The organism is Amycolatopsis sp. VC5-11, from assembly GCF_037034185.1.
GTDB lineage: Bacteria > Actinomycetota > Actinomycetes > Mycobacteriales > Pseudonocardiaceae > Amycolatopsis > Amycolatopsis nivea.
This window is the reverse complement of record NZ_JBAGKF010000002.1, coordinates 88,604-107,891: the sequence shown is the minus strand read 5'-3', so window position 1 is coordinate 107,891 and position 19,288 is coordinate 88,604. Positions and strand designations below refer to the sequence as shown.

General features: G+C 68.6%; 19 protein-coding genes and 1 pseudogene. 8 read left to right on the top strand and 12 right to left on the bottom strand.

Annotated elements, in window-relative coordinates:
* Window positions 1–48 precede the first annotated feature (48 nt).
* The 3 genes from WA670_RS07880 to WA670_RS07870 form a co-directional block, all read right to left on the bottom strand.
* A complete protein-coding gene (locus tag WA670_RS07880) occupies window positions 49–846 on the bottom strand; it encodes a family 1 encapsulin nanocompartment shell protein (protein WP_037816798.1) in 798 nt (265 codons plus the stop codon).
* A complete protein-coding gene (locus WA670_RS07875) occupies window positions 843–1,874 on the bottom strand; it encodes a Dyp-type peroxidase (protein ID WP_037816800.1) in 1,032 nt (343 codons plus the stop codon). The genes WA670_RS07880 and WA670_RS07875 overlap by 4 nt, the downstream gene beginning before the upstream one ends.
* A 95-nt stretch (window positions 1,875–1,969) precedes the next feature.
* Window positions 1,970–2,584: a TetR/AcrR family transcriptional regulator gene (locus WA670_RS07870; protein WP_134667468.1), complete on the bottom strand. Its 615-nt coding sequence runs from the start codon at window positions 2,582–2,584 to the stop codon at window positions 1,970–1,972.
* Between the two features lie 78 nt (window positions 2,585–2,662).
* Between WA670_RS07870 and WA670_RS07865 the strand changes: the two genes are divergently transcribed.
* From WA670_RS07865 to WA670_RS07855, 3 genes are read left to right on the top strand one after another with little or no spacing between them, the layout of a single operon-like run.
* The gene (locus tag WA670_RS07865) at window positions 2,663–3,511 is read left to right on the top strand and encodes an SDR family NAD(P)-dependent oxidoreductase (RefSeq protein ID WP_235146591.1); all 849 of its coding nucleotides are present in this window, start codon (window positions 2,663–2,665) and stop codon (window positions 3,509–3,511) included.
* A gap of 28 nt (window positions 3,512–3,539) precedes the next feature.
* On the top strand, window positions 3,540–4,661 hold the full coding sequence (locus WA670_RS07860; RefSeq protein WP_043828028.1) for a DUF5938 domain-containing protein: 1,122 nt from the start codon (window positions 3,540–3,542) through the stop codon (window positions 4,659–4,661).
* A gap of 16 nt (window positions 4,662–4,677) precedes the next feature.
* Window positions 4,678–6,222: an acyl-CoA synthetase gene (locus WA670_RS07855; RefSeq protein ID WP_336157247.1), complete on the top strand. Its 1,545-nt coding sequence runs from the start codon at window positions 4,678–4,680 to the stop codon at window positions 6,220–6,222.
* Here the strand turns inward: WA670_RS07855 and WA670_RS07850 are convergent.
* From WA670_RS07850 to WA670_RS07835, 4 genes are read right to left on the bottom strand one after another with little or no spacing between them, the layout of a single operon-like run.
* Complete coding sequence (locus WA670_RS07850; protein WP_043828025.1) at window positions 6,219–6,956, bottom strand: SDR family oxidoreductase; 738 nt, start codon at window positions 6,954–6,956, stop codon at window positions 6,219–6,221. The two genes, WA670_RS07855 and WA670_RS07850, sit on opposite strands and share 4 nt — an antisense overlap.
* A 9-nt stretch (window positions 6,957–6,965) precedes the next feature.
* Window positions 6,966–7,334 carry a DUF1707 SHOCT-like domain-containing protein gene (locus tag WA670_RS07845; protein WP_037816807.1) on the bottom strand — a complete coding sequence of 123 codons (369 nt, stop codon included), beginning with the start codon at window positions 7,332–7,334 and terminating at the stop codon, window positions 6,966–6,968.
* A complete protein-coding gene (locus WA670_RS07840; protein WP_336157246.1) occupies window positions 7,331–7,900 on the bottom strand; it encodes a phosphatase PAP2 family protein in 570 nt (189 codons plus the stop codon). The genes WA670_RS07845 and WA670_RS07840 overlap by 4 nt, the downstream gene beginning before the upstream one ends.
* Entirely contained in the window at window positions 7,897–8,499 is a 603-nt protein-coding gene (locus WA670_RS07835; protein WP_336157245.1) for a DedA family protein, read from the bottom strand. The genes WA670_RS07840 and WA670_RS07835 overlap by 4 nt, the downstream gene beginning before the upstream one ends.
* 90 nt (window positions 8,500–8,589) lie before the next feature.
* Here WA670_RS07835 and WA670_RS07830 point away from each other — a divergent pair, with 90 nt between their 5' ends.
* The gene (locus tag WA670_RS07830) at window positions 8,590–8,967 is read left to right on the top strand and encodes a BlaI/MecI/CopY family transcriptional regulator (protein WP_043828018.1); all 378 of its coding nucleotides are present in this window, start codon (window positions 8,590–8,592) and stop codon (window positions 8,965–8,967) included.
* A 2-nt stretch (window positions 8,968–8,969) separates the two neighbouring features.
* On the top strand, window positions 8,970–9,968 hold the full coding sequence (locus WA670_RS07825; RefSeq protein ID WP_336157244.1) for a M56 family metallopeptidase: 999 nt from the start codon (window positions 8,970–8,972) through the stop codon (window positions 9,966–9,968).
* Between the two features lie 156 nt (window positions 9,969–10,124).
* Here WA670_RS07825 and WA670_RS07820 read toward each other — a convergent pair.
* A pseudogene (locus WA670_RS07820) lies at window positions 10,125–10,568 on the bottom strand (polysaccharide deacetylase family protein); the annotation flags it as partial.
* Window positions 10,565–11,575: a glycosyltransferase gene (locus tag WA670_RS07815; protein ID WP_336157243.1), complete on the bottom strand. Its 1,011-nt coding sequence runs from the start codon at window positions 11,573–11,575 to the stop codon at window positions 10,565–10,567. The gene WA670_RS07815 and the pseudogene WA670_RS07820, both read right to left, overlap by 4 nt.
* 208 nt (window positions 11,576–11,783) lie before the next feature.
* Between WA670_RS07815 and WA670_RS07810 the strand changes: the two genes are divergently transcribed.
* Window positions 11,784–13,250: an LCP family protein gene (locus WA670_RS07810; protein ID WP_336157242.1), complete on the top strand. Its 1,467-nt coding sequence runs from the start codon at window positions 11,784–11,786 to the stop codon at window positions 13,248–13,250.
* Window positions 13,251–14,006: 756 nt separating this feature from the next.
* Here WA670_RS07810 and WA670_RS07805 read toward each other — a convergent pair.
* Window positions 14,007–15,176, bottom strand: a complete 1,170-nt coding sequence (locus WA670_RS07805) for a thioester domain-containing protein (protein WP_167754309.1) — start codon at window positions 15,174–15,176, stop codon at window positions 14,007–14,009.
* Between the two features lie 256 nt (window positions 15,177–15,432).
* Between WA670_RS07805 and WA670_RS07800 the strand changes: the two genes are divergently transcribed.
* Window positions 15,433–16,263 (top strand): TIGR02569 family protein, encoded by an 831-nt coding sequence (locus WA670_RS07800; protein WP_336157241.1) that lies wholly within the window; start codon window positions 15,433–15,435, stop codon window positions 16,261–16,263.
* On the opposite strand, the gene WA670_RS07795 is transcribed toward WA670_RS07800, so the two are convergent.
* On the bottom strand, window positions 16,256–17,149 hold the full coding sequence (locus tag WA670_RS07795; RefSeq protein WP_037816822.1) for a 2-hydroxyacid dehydrogenase: 894 nt from the start codon (window positions 17,147–17,149) through the stop codon (window positions 16,256–16,258). The two genes, WA670_RS07800 and WA670_RS07795, sit on opposite strands and share 8 nt — an antisense overlap.
* Window positions 17,146–18,423, bottom strand: a complete 1,278-nt coding sequence (locus tag WA670_RS07790) for an MFS transporter (protein WP_037816824.1) — start codon at window positions 18,421–18,423, stop codon at window positions 17,146–17,148. The genes WA670_RS07795 and WA670_RS07790 overlap by 4 nt, the downstream gene beginning before the upstream one ends.
* 120 nt (window positions 18,424–18,543) lie before the next feature.
* Here WA670_RS07790 and WA670_RS07785 point away from each other — a divergent pair, with 120 nt between their 5' ends.
* Window positions 18,544–19,284, top strand: coding sequence for an IclR family transcriptional regulator (locus WA670_RS07785; RefSeq protein WP_037816826.1), 741 nt, complete (start codon window positions 18,544–18,546; stop codon window positions 19,282–19,284).
* The last annotated feature ends 4 nt before the right edge of the window (window positions 19,285–19,288 follow it).

The following is a 19,288-nucleotide window of genomic DNA, read 5'->3' as shown; positions in this document are numbered from 1 at the left end:
CGGCGAATGTCCGCGCTGCGTAACAAGACCGCAGGATCAGGTAACGCCTCAGGCGGTCAGCCCGATCCCCGCCTCGGCGGTGTTGACCAGGAAGGTCAGCGTCTCGTAGAAGTACAGCTCCACAGTGGACGCGTCGTGGCTGGAGTACCCGATGGACAGATCCTGTCCGAAGTGGAGCTCGTAGTCGCCGCCGCGGGTGGACAGGACGCAGGCGCCGCTGATCGCGGGCGTGCGGATGAGTTCGCCGTCCACGATCTGCTTCAGGTGTTCCAGCACCGGATAACCGTGGTTCGCCGCCTCGTACGCAGCGGTGAACTCGTCGTCGCTCAGCAGAACGGTGTACGGGCCGGCCACGCCCGCGTCGCGCAGTTCGGCGATCGCGTCGCCGATTGCCTTCGGGTAGCGCGGGGCTTCCGGCGGCAGCGCGATCGGCGAAAGCGACGAAGCCGGGCGGATGCCGGTGATGCCCGCTTCGGCGAAACCGTCGACTACGATCCGGTCCTCGGCGTACGCGATCTGCTGCGCGGCGTCCTTCACCGGCTGCCAGTCCGCGTCTTTCGCGCCCCACTCGACCGAATCGACTTCCTCGCGCGACACCGTGAACGGCACCCGCAGTTCCACGATCCGCTGTGCCGTGCGCAGGCTCGTCGCGACGCCGTCGAACTTGTCGCCGACGCGCTCGCGGCGTCCGGTGCCGATCGCGGCGAGTGCCGGGTCTCCGGTGACGACGACGTCGACCACCCGGCGCGCCGCGGCGAACTCGGCGAAGGTGCGCTTCGCCTCTTCCTCCAGGTCCGCCCACGCGGCGGCGGAGATCGGGGCGAGTTCGCGATGCAGGTTGTTCATGACCGAGTGCTCCTTCGCAGGCTTCCGATGCCCAGCGACGACCCGGCGGGCGTCGCGGCAGCCGGCGGTTCCGGCTCGGGCGGGGCGTCCGGCGGATCTTCAAGGAAGTCCGCGGTCGGCACGTAGAACAGCGCGCCGGTGTGAGGCGTGGAGAAGTCGAGAATCCGGTCGTAGGTGCCCGGCGGCGACCCGACGAACATGTTCTCCAGCATTTTCTCGATCACCGCCGGAGATTTGGTGTAGCCGATGAAATAGGTGCCGAACTCGTCGTGCCCCGGACGGCCGAACGGCATGTTGTCGCGCAGGATGTCGAGTTCGTTGCCCTCGTCGTCGGTGATCACGTTGAGCGCGATGTGCGCGTCGGCGGGCTTTTCCTCGTCCGACATCTCCACATCGGACAGTTTGCGCCGTCCGATCACCAACTCCTGCTGCTCGGTGGTGAGCGCGTTCCACGCCGCCATGTCGTGCAGGTACTTCTGCACCACCACGTAGCTGCCGCGGTTGAACGGTTCGTCGTCGTCCACCAGCACCGCCTGGTTGACGCCGTTGCCGGTCGGGTTCTCCGTGCCGTCGACGAAGCCGAGCACGTCGCGCGCGTCGAAGTACCGGAAGCCCTGCACCTCGTCGAGCACCTTCACCGAACCGCGCAGCCGGTCCATGATCAGCGATTCCAGCTCGAAGCACAGGTCGAGCCGCTCGGCGCGGAGGTGGAACAGCAGGTCGGCCTCGGCGGTGAGGACGCTCGTGTGCTTGTCGCCGGAGAAAACCGGCAGCTCGTGCAGTTCCGCGGGCCGCGGACCGCCGTAGATCCGGTCCCACGCCGCCGACGAGATCCCGGCGACGCAGGTCAGCCCGGCCCCCGCGGCGCGGAAGCCGACCGCACGCTGCAGCCCGGCGAGATCGGCGAGGAGGTCTTTCGCGACCTGCTCGGCACCGGCGTCGACCTGCACCATCAGGAAGATCGCCGCCCTGGTCAACGGCGCGGAAACGGCCTGCGGCTCAGGCGGTTCAAGGTCCCCCGCTTGCACGCTCGCGCACCCCTTCTCACCCGGTGACCGTCCGAGCGCATCCTAACCACGGACGGGCGGGCGCACCCGGCATCGCCACTCCGGAGGGGTAACCGTCAGACGAAGTGCGTGAGCAGAGCCGCGACATCGGCCTCCAAGCCGTCCGCGGCCGCGTCCTGACCGGCGAGCCGCTGCAGCAAAGCGCGCTGGAACAGGCCGTCGAAGGCCGCGTACGCGACCTCTGGCGACACCTGGGCCGGCCGGCCGGTGAACTCGGCGTAGCGCCGCACGACGCGCCACACCATGTCCTGGCGCTGTTCGTCGATGTCGAGCACATCGTCGCGGAAAGACTCTTCGAACAGGCTCTGGTTGCGCAGGTCGTACCAGAGACGGTGCATCGCCGCGTCGGTCCGCAGCGTGCCTGCCATCGCCGCGCCGAAGCCGTGTTTCAGCTCCTCGGCCGAGCCCGCCTCCGCCACTACGTCGTCGTAGCGGGTCACGCAGACCTCTTCGAACTTGCGGACCGCGTACGTGAGCAGCTCGACCTTGTCCGCGAAGTAGTAGTGCAGGACGCCGTGCGAGAAGTCGGATTTCTGGGCGATTTCGCGCAGGCTCGTGCGGGCATAGCCCAGCTCGGCCAGTGCCTGCAGCGCGGACTCGGCCAGCTGCTCGCGGCGCTGGGCGAACTTGTCCACGGCGCGGCGGGAGATGCGCTCCTTCGCCTGTGTCACACCCGGCAGTCTAGCGCGCCACGATTTCTTGACGATCGTCCAAGAAAATCTTGACGACTGTCCAAAATTAGCTACGGTGTGACCTACACCGCACTCGCGGCACGTCTCAAGGAGGAGATGTCGATGGGTTCGTACGACCTGACCGGGCGCACCGCGCTGGTCACCGGCGGCGCGCAGGGCCTTGGCCAGGGCATGGCCGAGGCGCTCGCGAAGGCAGGCGCGGCGGTGGTCGTCGCCGACGTCCAAGAGGACCTCGGCCGCCAGACCGCCGACGCGATCAAGCAGAGCGGGGCCAGCAGCGGATTCGTCCGGCTGGACGTCACCGACGACGACAACTGGGCGCGGGCTGTCGAGGCCGTGGTCGGCGAGCACGGCGGGCTCGACATCGTCGTGAACAACGCGGGCGTGGAAATCACCGGGCTCGTCGCCGACCTCGACCCGGCCGACGTGCGGAAGATGCTCGAAGTCAACGTGCTCGGCACCTCGCTCGGCGTGAAGCACGCGTTCCGCGCCATGCGTCCCGGCGGCGTCGCCGGACGCGGCGGCGCGGTCGTGAACATCGCCTCGGTGGCCGCGACCATCGCTTTCCCCGGCATCGCTGGCTATTCGGCGACGAAATCGGCGGTCGACCGGCTCACCCGCGTCGCGGCGATGGAGTCCGGGAAACTCGGCTACGGCGTGCGAGTCAACTGCGTGTACCCGGGCCTGGTTCCGACGCAGATGGGCAACCAGCTCGCGGCCGACGTCGTCGACGTCGGGCTGTTCCCGAGCATCGAGGACGCGATCGGCGCGGTGGTCGCGCAGACCCCGGCCGGACGGCTCGGCGAGGTCGCGGACATGGCCGACGCCGTGGTGTTCCTCGCCTCCGACGCCGCCCGCTTCATCACCGGCGCCGGCCTCCCGGTCGACGGCGGCATGGGCATGTGAATCCCCTCCAGCGAAAGGAACACCAGTCGTGACCAAGCCCGTCGTCGTTTACGGCGCGTCCGGCTACACCGGCCGCCTGATCTGCGAATACCTCCGCGAGTACAACGTGCCATTCACCGCCGCCGGCCGGGACAAGGCCCGGGTCCAGGCCGCGCTCGACCACATTCCCGGCCTCGACACCGTGGACCACGAGGTGGTCGAGGTATCGCACGAAACCGGCCCGCTCACCGAGCTTTTCCAGGACGCGTCGGTCGTGTGCAACACCGTCGGCCCGTTCAGCGAGTACGGCCACGAGGTCGTCCAGGCTTGCCTCGAATCCGGGACGCACTATCTCGACACCACCGGCGAGCAGGATTGGCTGATCTCCGCCGAAGAGCGCTACGGCGCGGACATGGCCGCCAAGGGCCTGCTGCTCTCCCCCGGCATCGCGCAGATGTACACCACCGGCGAGATCGCGGCGAACCTCTGCCTCGAGACTCCCGGACTGGACACTTTGGACATCCTGGTGTTCTGGAAGGGTTACCCCACAGTCGCTTCCACGCAGACCATCCTGGTGAACGCCGCGCTGTCCGCCGCGTATTACCTGGAGCAGAACGAATACGCGGCCTGGCCTGCCGACGGCGGGCTGCAAGAGGTCACCGTGCCGGGGCACCACGAGATCGGGCTCGCGCTGCCGTGGGGCGGCACGTCTCATCCGGTGTGGTTCAAGAACGATCCGCGCGTGGCCAACGTGAAAGCGGTCGGCGGCGTGTTCGACCGGGCACTGATGCAAGGTGTGCCGCAGATTGTCGCGGCCGTCCTGGAACAGGTGAAAGACCTGCCGCTGGAAGAAAAGCTCAAGGTGCTGCACGAGCAGGCGGCCGCGGTCCGGGACGAAATGCCGCCGAGGGAAAACCAGCGGATCAATACGTCGCTGGACTCGGTGCACGCGTCCGGCCCGCTCGGTCGCGCGCACTGCGTGATCCACGGGACCTGCAACTACAAGCAGACCGGGCTGATGCAGGCGTACGCGGCGTATTCGCTGCTGCAGCAACCCCCGCGGCGCGCCGGGTTCGCGTCGGCGTGCCAGGCGTTCGGGCACCGCGAACTGCTCGGCGTGCTGCGGTCGTTCGGGCTGGTCTCGAATCCGGTTCTGACGGTGCAGTCCTGAGACGGGGAGACGAGCGGTGCGACTGACCGACTATCTCGACAAGGGCGCCTCGCTGGGCCCGTCGGCCCCGTGTTTGACCACGGACGGCGGATCGCTCAGCTACGGCGAGGTCCAGCAGCTGTCCTGGCAGGTCGCCAGGGCGCTCGCCCGTTCCGGCGTGCGACCGGGCGACAAGGTGGCGATCCTCTCCGCCAACGACCCGGTGTCGTTCGGGTGCGTCTTCGGCATCAGCCGGGCAGGGGCGGTGTGGTGCCCGGTCAACCCGCGCAACGAAGCGGCGGAGAACCGGGAGCTGCTGGACCTGTTCGACTGCACGTGCCTGCTCGTGCAGGAGTCGTTCGCACCGCTCGTCTCCCGGATCGCCGATCAGCTGCCGAAGCTGACCACGGTGGTGTGCCTCGACGGCTCGTTCCCCGGCGCGATCCCGCTGGCCGAATGGCTCGACGGGCTTCCCGGCACGCCGTGGCAGGCCGGTCCGCCGGACGACACGGTGATGCTCGTGGGCACCGGCGGCACCACCGGGCGGCCGAAAGGCGTGGTGCTGACCGGGCACAACGTCGAAACCATGTCGGCGCTGACGTTGATGAGCTATCCGTTCCAGCCGCGCCCGCGCTACCTCGCGCTGGCTCCGCTCACGCACGCCGCCGGGGTGCTGTGTTTCCCAGTTCTGGCGCTGGGCGGCGAAATCGTGGTGATGCCGTCGCCGGATCTCGGCCGGTTCCTCGAACTGATCGAATGGCACCGGATTACCCACACCTTCCTGCCGCCGACGCTGATTTACCTGCTGCTGGACCATCCGGAACTGTCCGCGACGGACTTCAGTTCGCTGGAATGCCTGTGGTACGGGGCCGCGCCGATGTCCGCTGCCCGGCTGGAGGAAGCGATCGCCCGGATCGGGCCGGTGCTCGGACAGCTGTTCGGGCAAAGCGAAGCGCCGATGATGATCTCGACCCTGGCTCCCGCCGACCATTTCCATCCGGACGGTTCCCCGGCGCGCGAACGCTTCACCTCAGCGGGTCGTCCGACGCCGCTGACGCAGGTGGCGATCATGGCCGAAGACGGAACCCTCCTGCCGCGCGGCGAACGCGGCGAGATCGTGGTGCGCGGACCGCTCGTGATGCCGGGGTACTACCGGAACCCCGACGCCACCGCGGAAGTCAGCAGGCACGGCTGGCACCACACCGGCGACATCGGCTACCTCGACGAGGAGAACTTCCTGTACGTCGTGGACCGGGCGAAAGACATGATCATCACCGGCGGGTTCAACGTCTACTCGGCCGAGGTGGAGCAGGCACTGATGACGCATCCGGCGGTGCAGGACTGCGCGGTGGTGGGCTTGCCGCACGAAAAGTGGGGCGAGCAGGTGACCGCGGTCGTCCAGCTGCACCAAGGACGTACCGCTGCCGCTGATGAACTGCGGGCCACGGTGAAGGAGCTGCTCGGCAGCGTGAAGACTCCGAAGGAGGTCTTGCTCTGGCCGGACCTGCCGCGGTCGAAGGTCGGGAAGGTACTGAAGACCGACGTGCGGACGCAGCTGCTGGCCGAACGGCCGGGCGATTAGAACTGCCCGCCGCCGGCGTGCAGCGTCTGGCCGGTGACCCAGCGGGCCTGGTCCGACGCCAGGAACCCCACGATGTCCGCGATGTCGCCGGGTTCGGCGATCCGGCCGAGCGGCGTCTGCTTCGCGCTGTACTCGACCACGCCCGGCGGCCCGTCGGCGAGGAGCGCGTCGGTGCGGACCGCGCCCGGAAGCACGCTGTTCACCGTCACCCCGCGCGGGCCGAGTTCCTTCGCCAGCACGCGCACGAACTGGTCTCCGGCGGCCTTCGCGGCACCGTAGATCCCGGTGCCGGGCCGGGCTGTCTGGACCACCCCGCTCGACATCACGACGATCCGGCCGCCGTCGCGCACCCGCCGGGCCGCCTCGCGCAAGGCGACGAAGGTGGGGCGCAGATTGGTGCCGAAGATCAGGTCGTAGATCTCGTCGGAGGCCTCGGCGAGCGGCACGAACCGGGCGATCCCCACGTTCGCGACGACCACGTCGAGACCGCCGAATTCCTGTTCCGTGCGGTCGAAAAGGCCACGCAGCTCGGCGTCGTCGGTGACGTCCGCGCGCAGGGCGACCGCCTGGCCGCCGTCCGCGCGGATCTTGGCGACGACGGCCTCGGCCGAGTCTTGATCGGAGCGATAGTTGACCGCGACCGAGAACCCGTCGGCACCCAGCCGTTCCGCGACCGCCCTGCCGATCCCGCGCGAACTCCCGGTGACCAACGCGACGCCCGTTCCCCTCTGCATGGCGTCAGTTTAGCGGTGCCCGAAGTGCTCTCCTTCGTCCGTGAAACCATGCATGGCAAGGAAAACCATCGCCCCTACGGCGAACATCAGCAGAATTCCGACCGCCAGCTTCCGCCGCGGCGGTGCGGCTCCGAAATCTGTGACCAACTGGTGTCCGGCCAGCAGAAGCAGTGGCTGCCAGCTGGGCCTCGGCGCAGGTGCGGGCAGGTCCGCGACCACCGCGTCCAGCTCGTGCCGGTATTGCGCCGCGTAGACGACCGTGACCCGTTCTTCCACCTCGGCGAGGCTCAGCCGTCCTTCGCCCGCCGCGTTGTTCAGGGCTTTCGTCGTCTGCTCGCGTTCGGCGTCGGAGCAGCGGACGGGTCGGTCGTCAGTCATGTTTTCCTCCCGGATACGACTGGAATCAGCCGAACCGCCACCTTCGCCAGCGGTTCGCGGACCACGAGCCCGAGCGCCCCGATTCCGGCCCCGACCACGAACCCCGCGAGCACGTCGTGCGGGTAGTGCGCCCCGACGTACACCCGCGAAATCCCCATCAGCACCGCGAAAACGAGCGCCCAGAGTCCCCATTTGCGGTTGACCAGCAGCAACGCCACCGCGAACGCGGCGACGATGACCGTGTGGTTGCTGGGAAACGCGTAGTCGGCCGGCGGATCGCACGGCAGCAGCGTGTGCACGCCCGGAACCACGCGGCACGGGCGAATTTCGGCGAACACCGACTTCAGTACGGTGTCCACGGCGAGCGCCGCCGCGATCGCGATCGGCACCCACACCGCGGCCGCCAGCGCCGCCGGTCCACGCGTCCGCGCTCGCCAGAGGAGCGCGAGGATCACCGGTGCCAGCAGGAAAACCCCGTACTCGCTGAAGGTTGTTGCGATGCCCGCCAGCCAGTGTTGTGACCAGGCGAAATCCGTGACGTCGCGATACAAGCCAGCGTCGATCATCGCGGCACGCTCCGGCGGGCTCGGACAAGTTCGACCAGCAGTGGGCTCAGCGAAAGCAGCACCACCACGGCGATGATCGGCAACAGGTATGTGTCGATGTTGGGCACCGACGCCCCCAGCGCGTACCCGGCGAGCGTGACCCCGGCCGTCCACAACAGACCGCCGATCACCTGCCACAACGCGAATTTCGCGGCGGGCATCCCGGCGATGCCGACGAGCGGGTTCAGCACGGTCCGGACCACCGGGATGAACCGCGCCAGCACGACCGCCTTGCCCAGCCCGTACCGGCTGAGCAGCGCCGATCCGCGCGCGACGCCCTCGTGCAGGTGCTTGCTGCGCACGCGGACGAGCAGCGCGCCTCCCCCGCGGCGGCCGAGGACGAATCCGGCCTGCGCGCCGAGCAGTGCACCGGCCGCCGCGGCGACGATGACGGCCGCGAGGGGCAGGTGCAGCTTCGACGAGGCCGCCAGCACCCCGGCGGTGAACAACAGCGAATCGCCCGGCAGGAAGAAGCCCACGAGCAGGCCGGTCTCGGCGAACATCACCGCGAAGACGCCGAGCGGGCCGAACGCGGCCAGCAGCCACTTCGGGTCGAGCATGCCCACCTCCAACTACTACATAACTGTCGAAATTCTACATGAACGTAGTAGCGGGCCGGGCTGCTTCGACAAACCGGTAGAATTTGGGTCATGCGCAACGGACGGGGCGAGAGCGCCCGGCGGGCTCCCGGCGAGCTGGAGGCCGAGGTGCTCGCGGTGCTGTGGGAATCCGACGAGCCGATGTCGGCCGCTGGCGTGCAGGAACGGATCGGCGGCGGACTGGCCTACACCACCGTCGTGACGATCCTGTCCCGGTTGTTCGAGAAGGGCGTCGCGACCCGCGAGAAGCAGGGCCGCTCGTTCACCTACCGCGCCGCCGACGACGAACCCGGGCTCGCCGCCCGCCGGATGAGCAAGGTGCTCGACGCCGAAGCCGACCGGTCCAGCGTGCTGGCGAAATTCGTGTCGAACCTGTCCGAATCGGACGAGGCCGTGCTGCGCGACCTGCTGCGCCAGAACGGCGGTTGACCGTGAACCTCGACCTGCTCGTTCCGCTGCTGCTGCCGCTGGCGTCCTGGCCGGTGGCGCGCTGGGTCGCGCCCCGGTTGTCGCCGCGGCTGGGCAGCTGGCTGCTCGCCGGTTCCGCGCTGGTGCTCGCCGTCGGCAGCACGGCGACGCTCGCGGTCCTCGCGGCGGCGGGGCTCGCGCAGCTGCCGTTCGTGGGCGAGCTGGGCGATTTCTCCGCGGTCGCGTTCCGCGGGGCCGACGCGGTGAACCTGCCGCTGGCGATCGCCAGCGGGGTCGCGCTCGTCGTCGCCGGGGTCGCGTTGACGCGGGCGGCGACGCAGCACGTGCGCTGGCACCGGAAGGTGCACGCCGAGCTGAACGCGCACACCCGCGAGGCTGGCTTCGTGCTGCTGCCGGGCGAGGAACCGGTCGCGTTCGCAGTGGCTGGCGGCGGCGGCCGGATCGCGGTGTCCAGCGGGATGCTCGCGGCACTGGAACCGCAGGAACGCCGCGCGCTGCTTGCCCACGAACGCGCGCATTTGCGGCTGCGGCACCACGTTTTCGCCGCGATCGTCACGGTCGCGACCACGGTCAACCCCGTGCTGCGCCCGCTCGGCGCGGCGGCCCGGTTCGCGCTGGAACGCTGGGCGGACGAGGCGGCCGCGGACCGCATCGGCGACCGGAAACTGGTGGCCACGGCGGTCGCGAAGGCCGCGCTGGCCAGCCGGTCCCAGCCGTCGCTCGCGCTGGCCGCGACCGGCGGGCCGGTGCCGCAACGCGTGCGTGCGCTGCTTTCCGTCCCGTCGTCCGGTTCGCGGCGGAATCCGTTGGCGGCAGTGGCCGTGGCGGTCGTGCTGGGTGCGTGCGCCTGGTCAGCGGCCAGCACGCTCGACGCGGCGACCGATCTCCACTCCGGACTCGAGACCGCGCAGCACGCCGCTTGCGTGCTCGCGCAGGGGACCCACGGCGAACCCGCGCTCCCGGCATTCCGACACGAGCACCGGGACTGCGCCGAGCGCTGACCGCCACGCTCCCGGCGCGGCGGCGACGTCGGAGTCGTGCAGCAGAATCGTGCCGCCGCCGGTCAGCCTTCGGCACACGGTGTGCACGACCGAGCGCGGAGTGGCGCGACTGGTCCAGTCAAATCCCCAGGTGCTCCACAAAACGGGCTGAAGCCCGAGCACACGCGCCGAAAGCAGGGCGCTCGCGCTGAACACTCCGTACGGCGCGCGCAACCACTGCGGTCTCGTGCCGGTGATGAGTTCGATCAGGTCGACGGTGTGTGCCAGGTCGTCGTGCAGGGCCTTCGGGGAGCGGCGCAGAAAGCAGCGGTGATCCCAGCCGTGAACTGCGACCTCATGCCCGGCGGCGGCGATCTCCCGGCCTAGTTCCGGTGCGGCGGCCAGTTCCCGGCCCAGCACGAAGAAGGTCGCGCGGACGTCCAGCTTTTCGAGGATTCGGAGGAATTGTGGCGTGGACTCCAGGTTGGGGCCGTCGTCGAAGGTCAGCGCCACGTGGCTGGGGTCGCCTCGTCCGGCGAGTCTTGCCGTCCGCAGCTGCGGTACGAACAATGCGGCCGGTGCTGCGTGCGCGACGGCTGCCACGGCGAGTCCGCGGATCATCCGGCTGCCTTGACCGGTCGGCGCAGCAACCACTCGAGCGCCTCGGTCAGTTCGCTCGGCGAATGGACCCACGGGACGATGCCGTCGTTGTGCAGCACGGCGGCGTTGGCTCGGCCGTGGCCGGGCAGGCAGCGGTAGGTCAGCACGGGGAGGCCGGTCGCGAGCGCCTCCGACGTCGTCAGTCCGCCCGCGTTCTGCACCACGACGTCGCACGCGCGCATCAGTTCCGGCATCCGGTCGACCCAGCCGAAAACGTGCCGGTGTCCGGTTTTCCGTAATCGTTCCGCCAGCGCTTCGTTGCGGCCGCACACTACGACCGGTTCGACGAGACCGGTCGCGAGGAGGTCGTCGGCGGTCTGTCCGATTTGGCCGACGCCCCAGGATCCGGCCACTACTAACGCGAGCGGGCCGTCATGCGGAAGACCGAAGGTGAGCCGGAGCCGCAGCCGCTCGGTGATCCCGGCGGCGGGTCGGAAGGCGGATGCGACCAGCGGACGCGAGACGAGCGTGCGACCGGCTCCGAACGCTCGGGCTTGGCGGGCGGCGGTTTCGTTGGGAGCGACGGTGAGCGTCGCGTCCGGGCTCACGCACAGGCGGTGCACCGACGGGTCGGTGAGGTAGACGACCAGCGGGGCCGTCAGTTCGTTGGACCGCCGCAGCCTGGCGACCGCGTGTGTCGCGAGCGGATAGGTCGAGACGACGACGTCGGTGCTCTCCCCCAGCAGCTCGCGCAGTCGTGGTGTGGCGAGGCCGCCGAACCGGCGGGCGGCTCCGGCCAGCGCGGGGGTGCCCAGTGCGCTGAGCAGCCAGTCCCAGCTGCGCGGCGCGATGTTGAGCTGCTGGTGGTAGGCGCCGCAGAGCAGTTCGCCGAGTCTTCCCGGCAGCAGGTCCAGGAAATCGGCGCGGACGACCTGCGCGCCGCGACTGGAAAACCACCGGTCCAGCTCCCTGGCGGCACCGTCGTGTCCCGCTCCGATCCGGGCGGACACGATCACCACGCGGGCCATCGGGCACCTCTTTCTGCTTCTACACGGCTGTAGTAAAACTACATCCCTGTAGAATGAGAGTCGAGCCGGACCGCCCGCGGCGATACACCCTCGGTCCGACATTCCGGGCGCCCTCTCCGCAATTTGGGGTAAGCGGTAACCCGTCCAGGTGAGACGCCCGCTACCGTGGGTCTTTCGACCACCGGATGTGGCAGGAAGAGGAACCCCGATGCGTCGCAAGACTTCCAGCGCGCTCCGCGTCGCCCAGGTGCTCCTGGCCGTCGTCTCGCTGCTGGTCCTCGGCGGCACCGCGTTCGCGTGGTCGAAGCTGAACCAGATCACCGACGGCCTGACCAGGTCCGATGTGATCGGCTCCGGGTCGAACTCGCCGATGGACGAGCAGAACATCCTGATGGTCGGCCTCGACACGCGCACCGACGCGGAGGGCAATCCGCTGCCCGAGGACGTACTCGACCAACTGCACGCGGGCGGCGCCGAGGACGGCGGCGACACGACGGACACGATGATCGTCGTGCATATCCCGGCGGGCGGCGGGAACGCCACGGCCATCTCGATCCCGCGTGACTCGTATGTCCAGCTTGCCGGGAAGTTCGGGAAGCACAAGATCAACTCGGCTTATACGTATGGGCAGACTGCTCGGAAGAACGAACTGAAGACTCAAGGGGAGTCTGGGCCTCAGCTGGAGACGGACTCGGCGCAGGCCGGGGCCAAGACGGCGATCGAGACCGTGCAGCAGTTGACCGGGCTGACCATTACGCACTATGCGGCGGTCAATCTGGCTGGGTTCTATTACGTGAGCCAGGCTGTGGGCGGGGTTCCGGTTTGCCTTAAGGCTCCGGTTCGGGATTCTTACTCTGGGGCTAATTTTCCTGCCGGACCGCAGAATGTTGCCGGGGCGCAGGCGTTGCAGTTCGTGCGGCAGCGGCATGGACTGCCCAATGGGGACTTGGATCGGATCAAGCGGCAGCAGGTCTTTATGGCCAGTATGGCTAAGACTATTCTTTCCGCTGGGACGTTGACGGATCCGGGTAAGTTGGATGCGTTGATCGGGGCGGTTAAGAAGGCTGTCGTTGTTGATACCAACTGGGATTTGCTCGGGTTTGCTCAGCAACTGCATGGGATGAGTGCTGGGAGTATCAACTTCGTCACCGTGCCGGTGGTTAGTATTACTTTGAAGACGCCTAATGACGGGGATGCCGTGCAGGTCGATCCTCAGCAGGTGCAGAAGTTTGTCCGGGAGCAGACTGGGGCTGCTACTTCTGCTCCGTCTTCCTCTGCGCCGCCGTCTTCGGCTGCTGGGGATCCGGCGTTGGCTTCTTATGTGGTGGATGTGCGGAACTCGTCTGGGGTGGACGGGTTGGCCAACCGGGTGGCGGACAAGCTTGCTGCTGCTGGGTATCAGCGGGGTTCTGTGACTAATAGTGCTACTCGGCGGACTTCTACTGTCTATTACGGGCGGGGGCAGCGTAGTCAGGCTGAGGGTATCGCGACGAAGCTTGGCGGGGTTGCGGTGGCTTCGGATAGTTCTTTGGACAAGGATCATTTCCGGGTTTATTTGGGGCAGAAGTATTCGGATGATTCCGGGGTGCATCCGGCTTCCGCTCCGGCGGTTATGGAGCCTCCTGCCGGGGGTGCTCCGGAGATTACTGCTGATGGGGTTACTTGTGTGAACTGACCCGGCTCGTGCTTCGCACATCGCGGGTCGGGAGTGCGGTGGGACACCCCGAAGCTTGATTGTGATGACGGTCTGGGGTGGTGTGGGTGCACCGATCGTTGGGTGCATCGGCTGCGGATTGGTGAGCGGGGTGCTTGGCTTGGGTGCACTGGTTGCGGGGTGATGGGTGGGGCGCGCGGCTCGAGCGCACCGGTTGCGGGGTGGCGGGTGAGACGCGCGGCTCGAGCCATCGGCGGCGGGTTGGCGGGTGGGGCGCGCGGCTTGAGCGCTGGGTGAGGATGGGTTCGCGGCCGCCGGTTGTGGGGGTCGTGGAGCGCCCCAATGTGGCATTGGGTGCATCTGACGCACCCAATGTGGCGTTCGGTGCATGCGATGCAACCAATGCCACATTGGGGCGCATCCCGCGCGCTGGCGAACTGATGGAAGCAGGCGGGTCCGTGAAGGGGCCCCTCACGCACGGCGGATGGGTCGTGAGGGGAACCCTGAGGGAATCAGCGGCCGTGAGGGTGGCCCTCACGGCACCTTGTCGTCCGTGAAGGGCTCCTTGAGGGAACCCAAGTCTGTGAAGGGGTCCCTCAAGGACCGGACGCGCGTCGTGAGGGTGGCCCTCACGCACCGGCCGCGGGGGCGTGAAGGGCTCCTTGAGGGAATTCGATTCCCCCGAGGAGCCCTTTACGGACTTCCCGGGCGGGGAAGCAAAACGGGCCGGTCCTAAAAGGACCGGCCCGTTGCTAAAGCAGGGTCAAGCAGAGTAAATCAGGCGTTGCTGCGACGACGGCGAACCACCAGGATCATCGCGCCGCCCGCGATGACCAGGGCTGCGCCGATTCCGATGGGCAGGGCGGCGTTCACGCCGGTGTTCGCCAGCGGGGTCTGGCCCGAGTTGTTGCCGGCCGCGGGGGCGGTCGTGGCGGGCGCGGTGGTGACCGGGCCCGTTTCCGTCCAGGTGCCGGTTGCCGCGGCCTCGACCGCGCTCTTCTGCGACTGTGCCACGATCAGCGACTGCGCCGGGTTGCTGTCGTAGTTCTTGGCCACGAACAGGCGGCCCGTGTTGACGTCGCCGGTGGCCTTGATCGCGAGTTCGGCCGTGCCGGGCTTCGCGTCCTTCGGGACGTCCAGGAACAGCTTCGTGCCGTTCTTGATTGCCGAGGACTTGATCTCCTCGCCGTTTTCGCCGACGACCTTCACGCCCTCGGGGAGCTTGCTCGTGAAGTCGGTGACGCTGCCGGTGGTGGCGACGGTGAACGGGCCGATCTTGGTGCCCGCTTCGCCGGTCGCCTTCGCCGGGGTGATGCTCAGCGCCGGCTTCTTCTCCTCGACGCCGGTGTTGGCGTCGCCGGTGAGGTACTTGTACAGCGCGAGAACGTCGGCCGCTTCGTCCGGGGAGCCGTTGGCCAGCGGGTTCTCGGCGTCGAGGTCCTTCGCGTCGCTGTAGTGCCACACCGCGGCCTGGGTCGCGGTCAGCGCTTCCTTCGTGGACAGACCGTCGTGGAGCTCGACGCCCTTGCCGCTCAGCGCCTTCTCGATGGAGGCGACGTCCTGCGACGGGTAGCTGTGGTGCAGCACCCAGTTGATGTTCTTGTTGTTCTTGCGGAACGGCGACTTCGCGTCGGGGTAGTCGTTCCAGGCGTGCTCGACCATGGTCTCGCCGAACCGCGCGCCGACCTCGATCTGCACGCAGTACATCTTCGAGATGGCACCGTCGGACAGCTTGAAGTTGAACAGCGTCGTCTGGACCTTGCCCTTGTCGGCGATGTTCACGTCGAAGCCCGACGTGCCGCCGTACACCAGCTCGCCCGAGGCCGCGCCGCTGCGCGCCGTGGGGGCGTTGTCGTCCGCGAGGGCGACTGGCGCGGCGATCATGAGCGCCGCTGCCGCGGAAGCCGCCGCTGCCCCTCCCCGGACCAGAATTGACCTGCCGTGCATGCTTTCTCCCATCGAGTCCCGAACCACGAACGACGGACCGCGTGAGACCACATCTCCCCGACCACGGCGGCCACCAATTCGGGTGAAGAATCCACCCAGTCAAGCGATGGCGAAGCATACACAGGGCTCACATGTGCACTTTGGGTGGTCCCCTGAATGCGCTTCCGTACCTTCAGGAGGAGTCGTTCCTCCCCTTGCGTTGCGCTGGGTAGCTATGCGAGGAGCTGCGGAAACCCGAGAGAAAAGGCGCAGAACGTTGAACAAGCAACCATCGGCGGACGTGCTGGCCGCGTTCGGCTGCGCCGAGGACCCGGTTCGGCTGGAGGGCGGGAAAGGCGAGACCTGGCGCGCCGGGGACGTCGTGCTGAAACCGGTGGAGTTCGCTCCGGAAACGCGATGGCGGGCGGCGGCGCTCGCCGAGGTGGCGGAATCGGCGGAGTTCCGGATCGCTCGTCCGCTGCAGGCTCGCGACGGGGAATGGATCGCGGGAACAGCCGTCGGCCAGAATTCATCCGGCGATCATCCGTCGCTCGGCTGGGAGGCGAGCCGGCTCGCGCCCGGCCGTCCGGACACTTCCCGGCCCGACGACGCGATTCGGGCCGGGATCGCGTTCCATCAAGCGATCGCGCACCTGCCGCGGCCGGATTTCCTCGATTTCCGCACTGACCCCTGGGCGATCGGAGACCGCGTCGCCTGGGCGGAATTGCCGCCCGAAGGCACGGCACCCGCTCGGAACCTCCTCCGCCCGTTGCTCGAGGCGCGCCGTCCGGTCGAGTCGGCCGCGCAGGCGGTGCACGGCGACCTTCCCGGCAACGTCCTGTTCACGCCGGGACAGCCGCCCGCAGTGATCGACTGGGCGGTCTACTGGCGTCCGCCGGCCTGGGCCGCCGCGGTGGCGGTCGCCGACGCGTTGTGCTGGTACGGCGCGACTCCCGGGCTGATCGACCGCTGGGCGCATCTGCCGGAATGGCGGCAGATGCTGGTCCGCGCGCTTGTCTACCGGATCGTCACGCACGACATCTCCGGCTTCTGGACGCCCGACCAGATCGCCGCCTACCAGCCCGCGGTCGAGGCCGTGCTCAGCTGACGAGGTTCTCCAGCGGCTCGCCCTTCGCGTAGTGCGCGAGCTGGCGTTCGGCCAGCCGCTTCGCGCGCGGGTAGAACGAGTCCGAACCGCCGGCGATGTGCGGGGTGATGATCGCGCCGTCGAGGGTCCACAGAGGATGGTCGGCGGGCAGCGGTTCCGGGTCCACGACGTCGAGCGCGGCGCGCAGGCGACCGGCGGAGACCTCGGCGGTGAGCGCGTCGGTGTCCACGGCGGTGCCGCGGCCGACGTTCACGACCAGCGCGGTGTCCGGCAGCAGCGCCAGTTCCTTGGCCCCGAAAAGGCCCCGCGTCTGCGCAGTGTCGGGCAGGACCAGGACCACGATGTCCGCGGTCGGCAGGAGCTCCGGCAGTTCGTCGATGCCGTGCACGCCGGAGCGCGCGGTGCTGGCGACCCGGACCACCTCGGCCTCGCCGGCCTCCAGGTACCGCTCGATGGCTTGGCCGATCGAGCCGTAGCCGACCAGCAGGACGCGGCAGTCGGCGAGCGAGCGCGTGTGCACCCGGTCCCACGAGCCCTTCTGCTGCTGCGCGAACCAGCGCGGGAAATACCGTTGTGCGGCAAGGATCAGCGCGAGTGCGTGCTCGGCGACGCTGAGGTCGTGCAGGCCCCGGCCGTTCGCCAGCTTCACCCCGGACGGGACGAGCGGCAGCAGATTGTCATACCCGGCGGAAAGCGTTTGCACCGCGCGCAGCGACGGCAATTCCGGGATGAGCTTCGCCGCCGCCGGGCCCTGGTCGTAGGGCAGGACGTAGAACTCGACGTCGTCGAGGCCGTCCGGCGGGGTGCCGCGGCCGTCCCAGACGACCGCGTTCAGTTCGGCCGGAACGGAAATGTCGGACCAGGGCACCAGTACACGCGCGGTCATGCTCGCCTTTCCTTCGTCTTCACCGGAACCGCGAGCACCAGCACCGCGGCTGCGGCCATTGTCCCCGCCAGCATCAGGAACGCGGCAGCCGTGCTGCCGGTGGCGGATTCGAGCCAGCCGACCAGGTAGGTCCCGAGGAACCCGCCGAGCGCGCCGGCGGCGTTGACCACGGCTACCGCCACCCCGGCGGTCCGCTGCGGCAGGAGTTCGGAAATCATCGCGAAGAACGGGCCGTACGGCGCGTACAAGGCCACCGCGGCGATCGCCAGCAGCACGAACGCCCACCAGAAATGCTGCTTGCCCAAGAGATACGAACCGTAGAACGCGACCGCGCCGGCGAGCAGCCACGGCCACACGAACCGCCGCCGCGCCCCGGTCCGGTCCGAACCGCGCGAGTTGATCAGCATCGCCACCACGGCGAACGCGTACGGGATCGCCGACAGCAAACCGGTCGCGCCGATCCCGGCCGACGAACCCGCCTTGACGATCGACGGCAGCCAGAACACGAAGCCGTACACCCCGATGCTCCACAACAGATACTGCGCCGCCAGCAGCAGAACCGCCTTGGACCGCAACACTTCCCGCACCGGCCGCGCAGCCGGCTCCGGCAGCTGCGCCTGTTCCGCAGCGATCGCGCTTTCGACTGCGGCGCGACCGGCCGGGTCGAGCCAGGGAGTGTCGGCGGGCCGGTCGCGCACCTGCGCGCGGAACACGAAAGCCCAGATCAGCGCGGGAATTCCCTCGATGATGAACATGCCGCGCCAGGACGTCGCCTCGATCAGATACCCGGACGCCGCCGACAGCCACATCACCGTGACCGGGTTGCCCAGGATCAGGAAAGCGTTGGCCCGGCCGCGTTCGGCCTTCGTGAACCACCGGGCGAGCAGCACGACGAGCGCGGGCAGGACCGCCGCTTCCACCGCGCCGAGCAGGAACCGGACCACGATCAGCACCGGCACCGAACTGAGCAGGCCCTGCGCGGTCGCCAGGACTCCCCACGCGAGCACCGACCAGAAGATCAGGCTCCGCACGCTGCGGCGGTCGGCGTAGAGCACGCCCGGGACCTGCAGCAGGAAGTAGCCGAGGAAGAACGACGCGGCGATCAGGCCGGACGTCGTGCTCGTGAGGTGCAGTTCCTCGGCCATGCCGCCCGCGGTCGCGATCGAGAAGTTCGACCGGTCGAGGTAGGCGAGGCTGTAGGTGACGAAGACGATCGGGATCAGCCGCAGCCAGCGCTGCCTCCCGAGCGTGCCCGCCTGCTCGACGGTGTTCATCCGGTACTCCTGTCGCCGCTGACCCAAGTGCTTGACGAGCTTTCCGTCATATGGAAAGCTATTCCGCAATGCGGTGAGAGGCAGTGTGCGTCGCCGCGCGCGGGACGTCAAGGGGGGCCGATGGCGGACATGGTCGGCAAGGCTTTGCGGGTGCTGTCCCTGCTCGGCGGCTACCCCGAGGGCGTGCCGCTGTCCGAGCTCGCGCGCGCCGCCGGGTATCCGGTGAGCACCACGCATCGGTTGCTCAGCTCCTTGCAGAGCGAGGGATTCGCGCGCAATGACCCGGTGTCGAAGCGGTATTCGCTGGGGCTGCGGCTGTTCGAGCTGGGCCAGTCGGTGTCGCAGGCGCGCGGGTTCGCCGGTGTCGCGCTGCCGGTGATGCAGAAGCTGTCCGCGGAGACCGGCGAGCCGACGCTGCTGGCCGTGCTGGACGGGCACAACCAGGTTTACGTGCACTCGGTGCAGGGGTCCCAGCGGCTGCAGATCCGCGGCGAACCGGGCGCGCGCGGGCCGTTGCACTGCACGTCGATGGGGAAATGCCTGGTCGCGTTCGCGCCGAACCGCGATGAACTGGTCGCTTCGCTTGAACTGCCCGCGTTGGGCCCGCGCACGATCACTTCGCGCGAGGCGTTCGCGGCGGAGATCGCGGCGGTGCGCGAACGTGGTTACGCGATCGCTGACGAGGAGCACGAGGAAGGCATCCGCGCGGTCGGCGTTCCGATCCGGACTCCGGACGGGACCGCGATCGCCGCGTTGTCCACCGCGGCACCGGCTTACCGGCTAAGCGTGGCTCAACTCGAGGAGTTCGTGCCCGCTTTGCGTGCTGCCGCGCGGGAATTGGCGGCACTGCTGCCCCGGTGAGCGC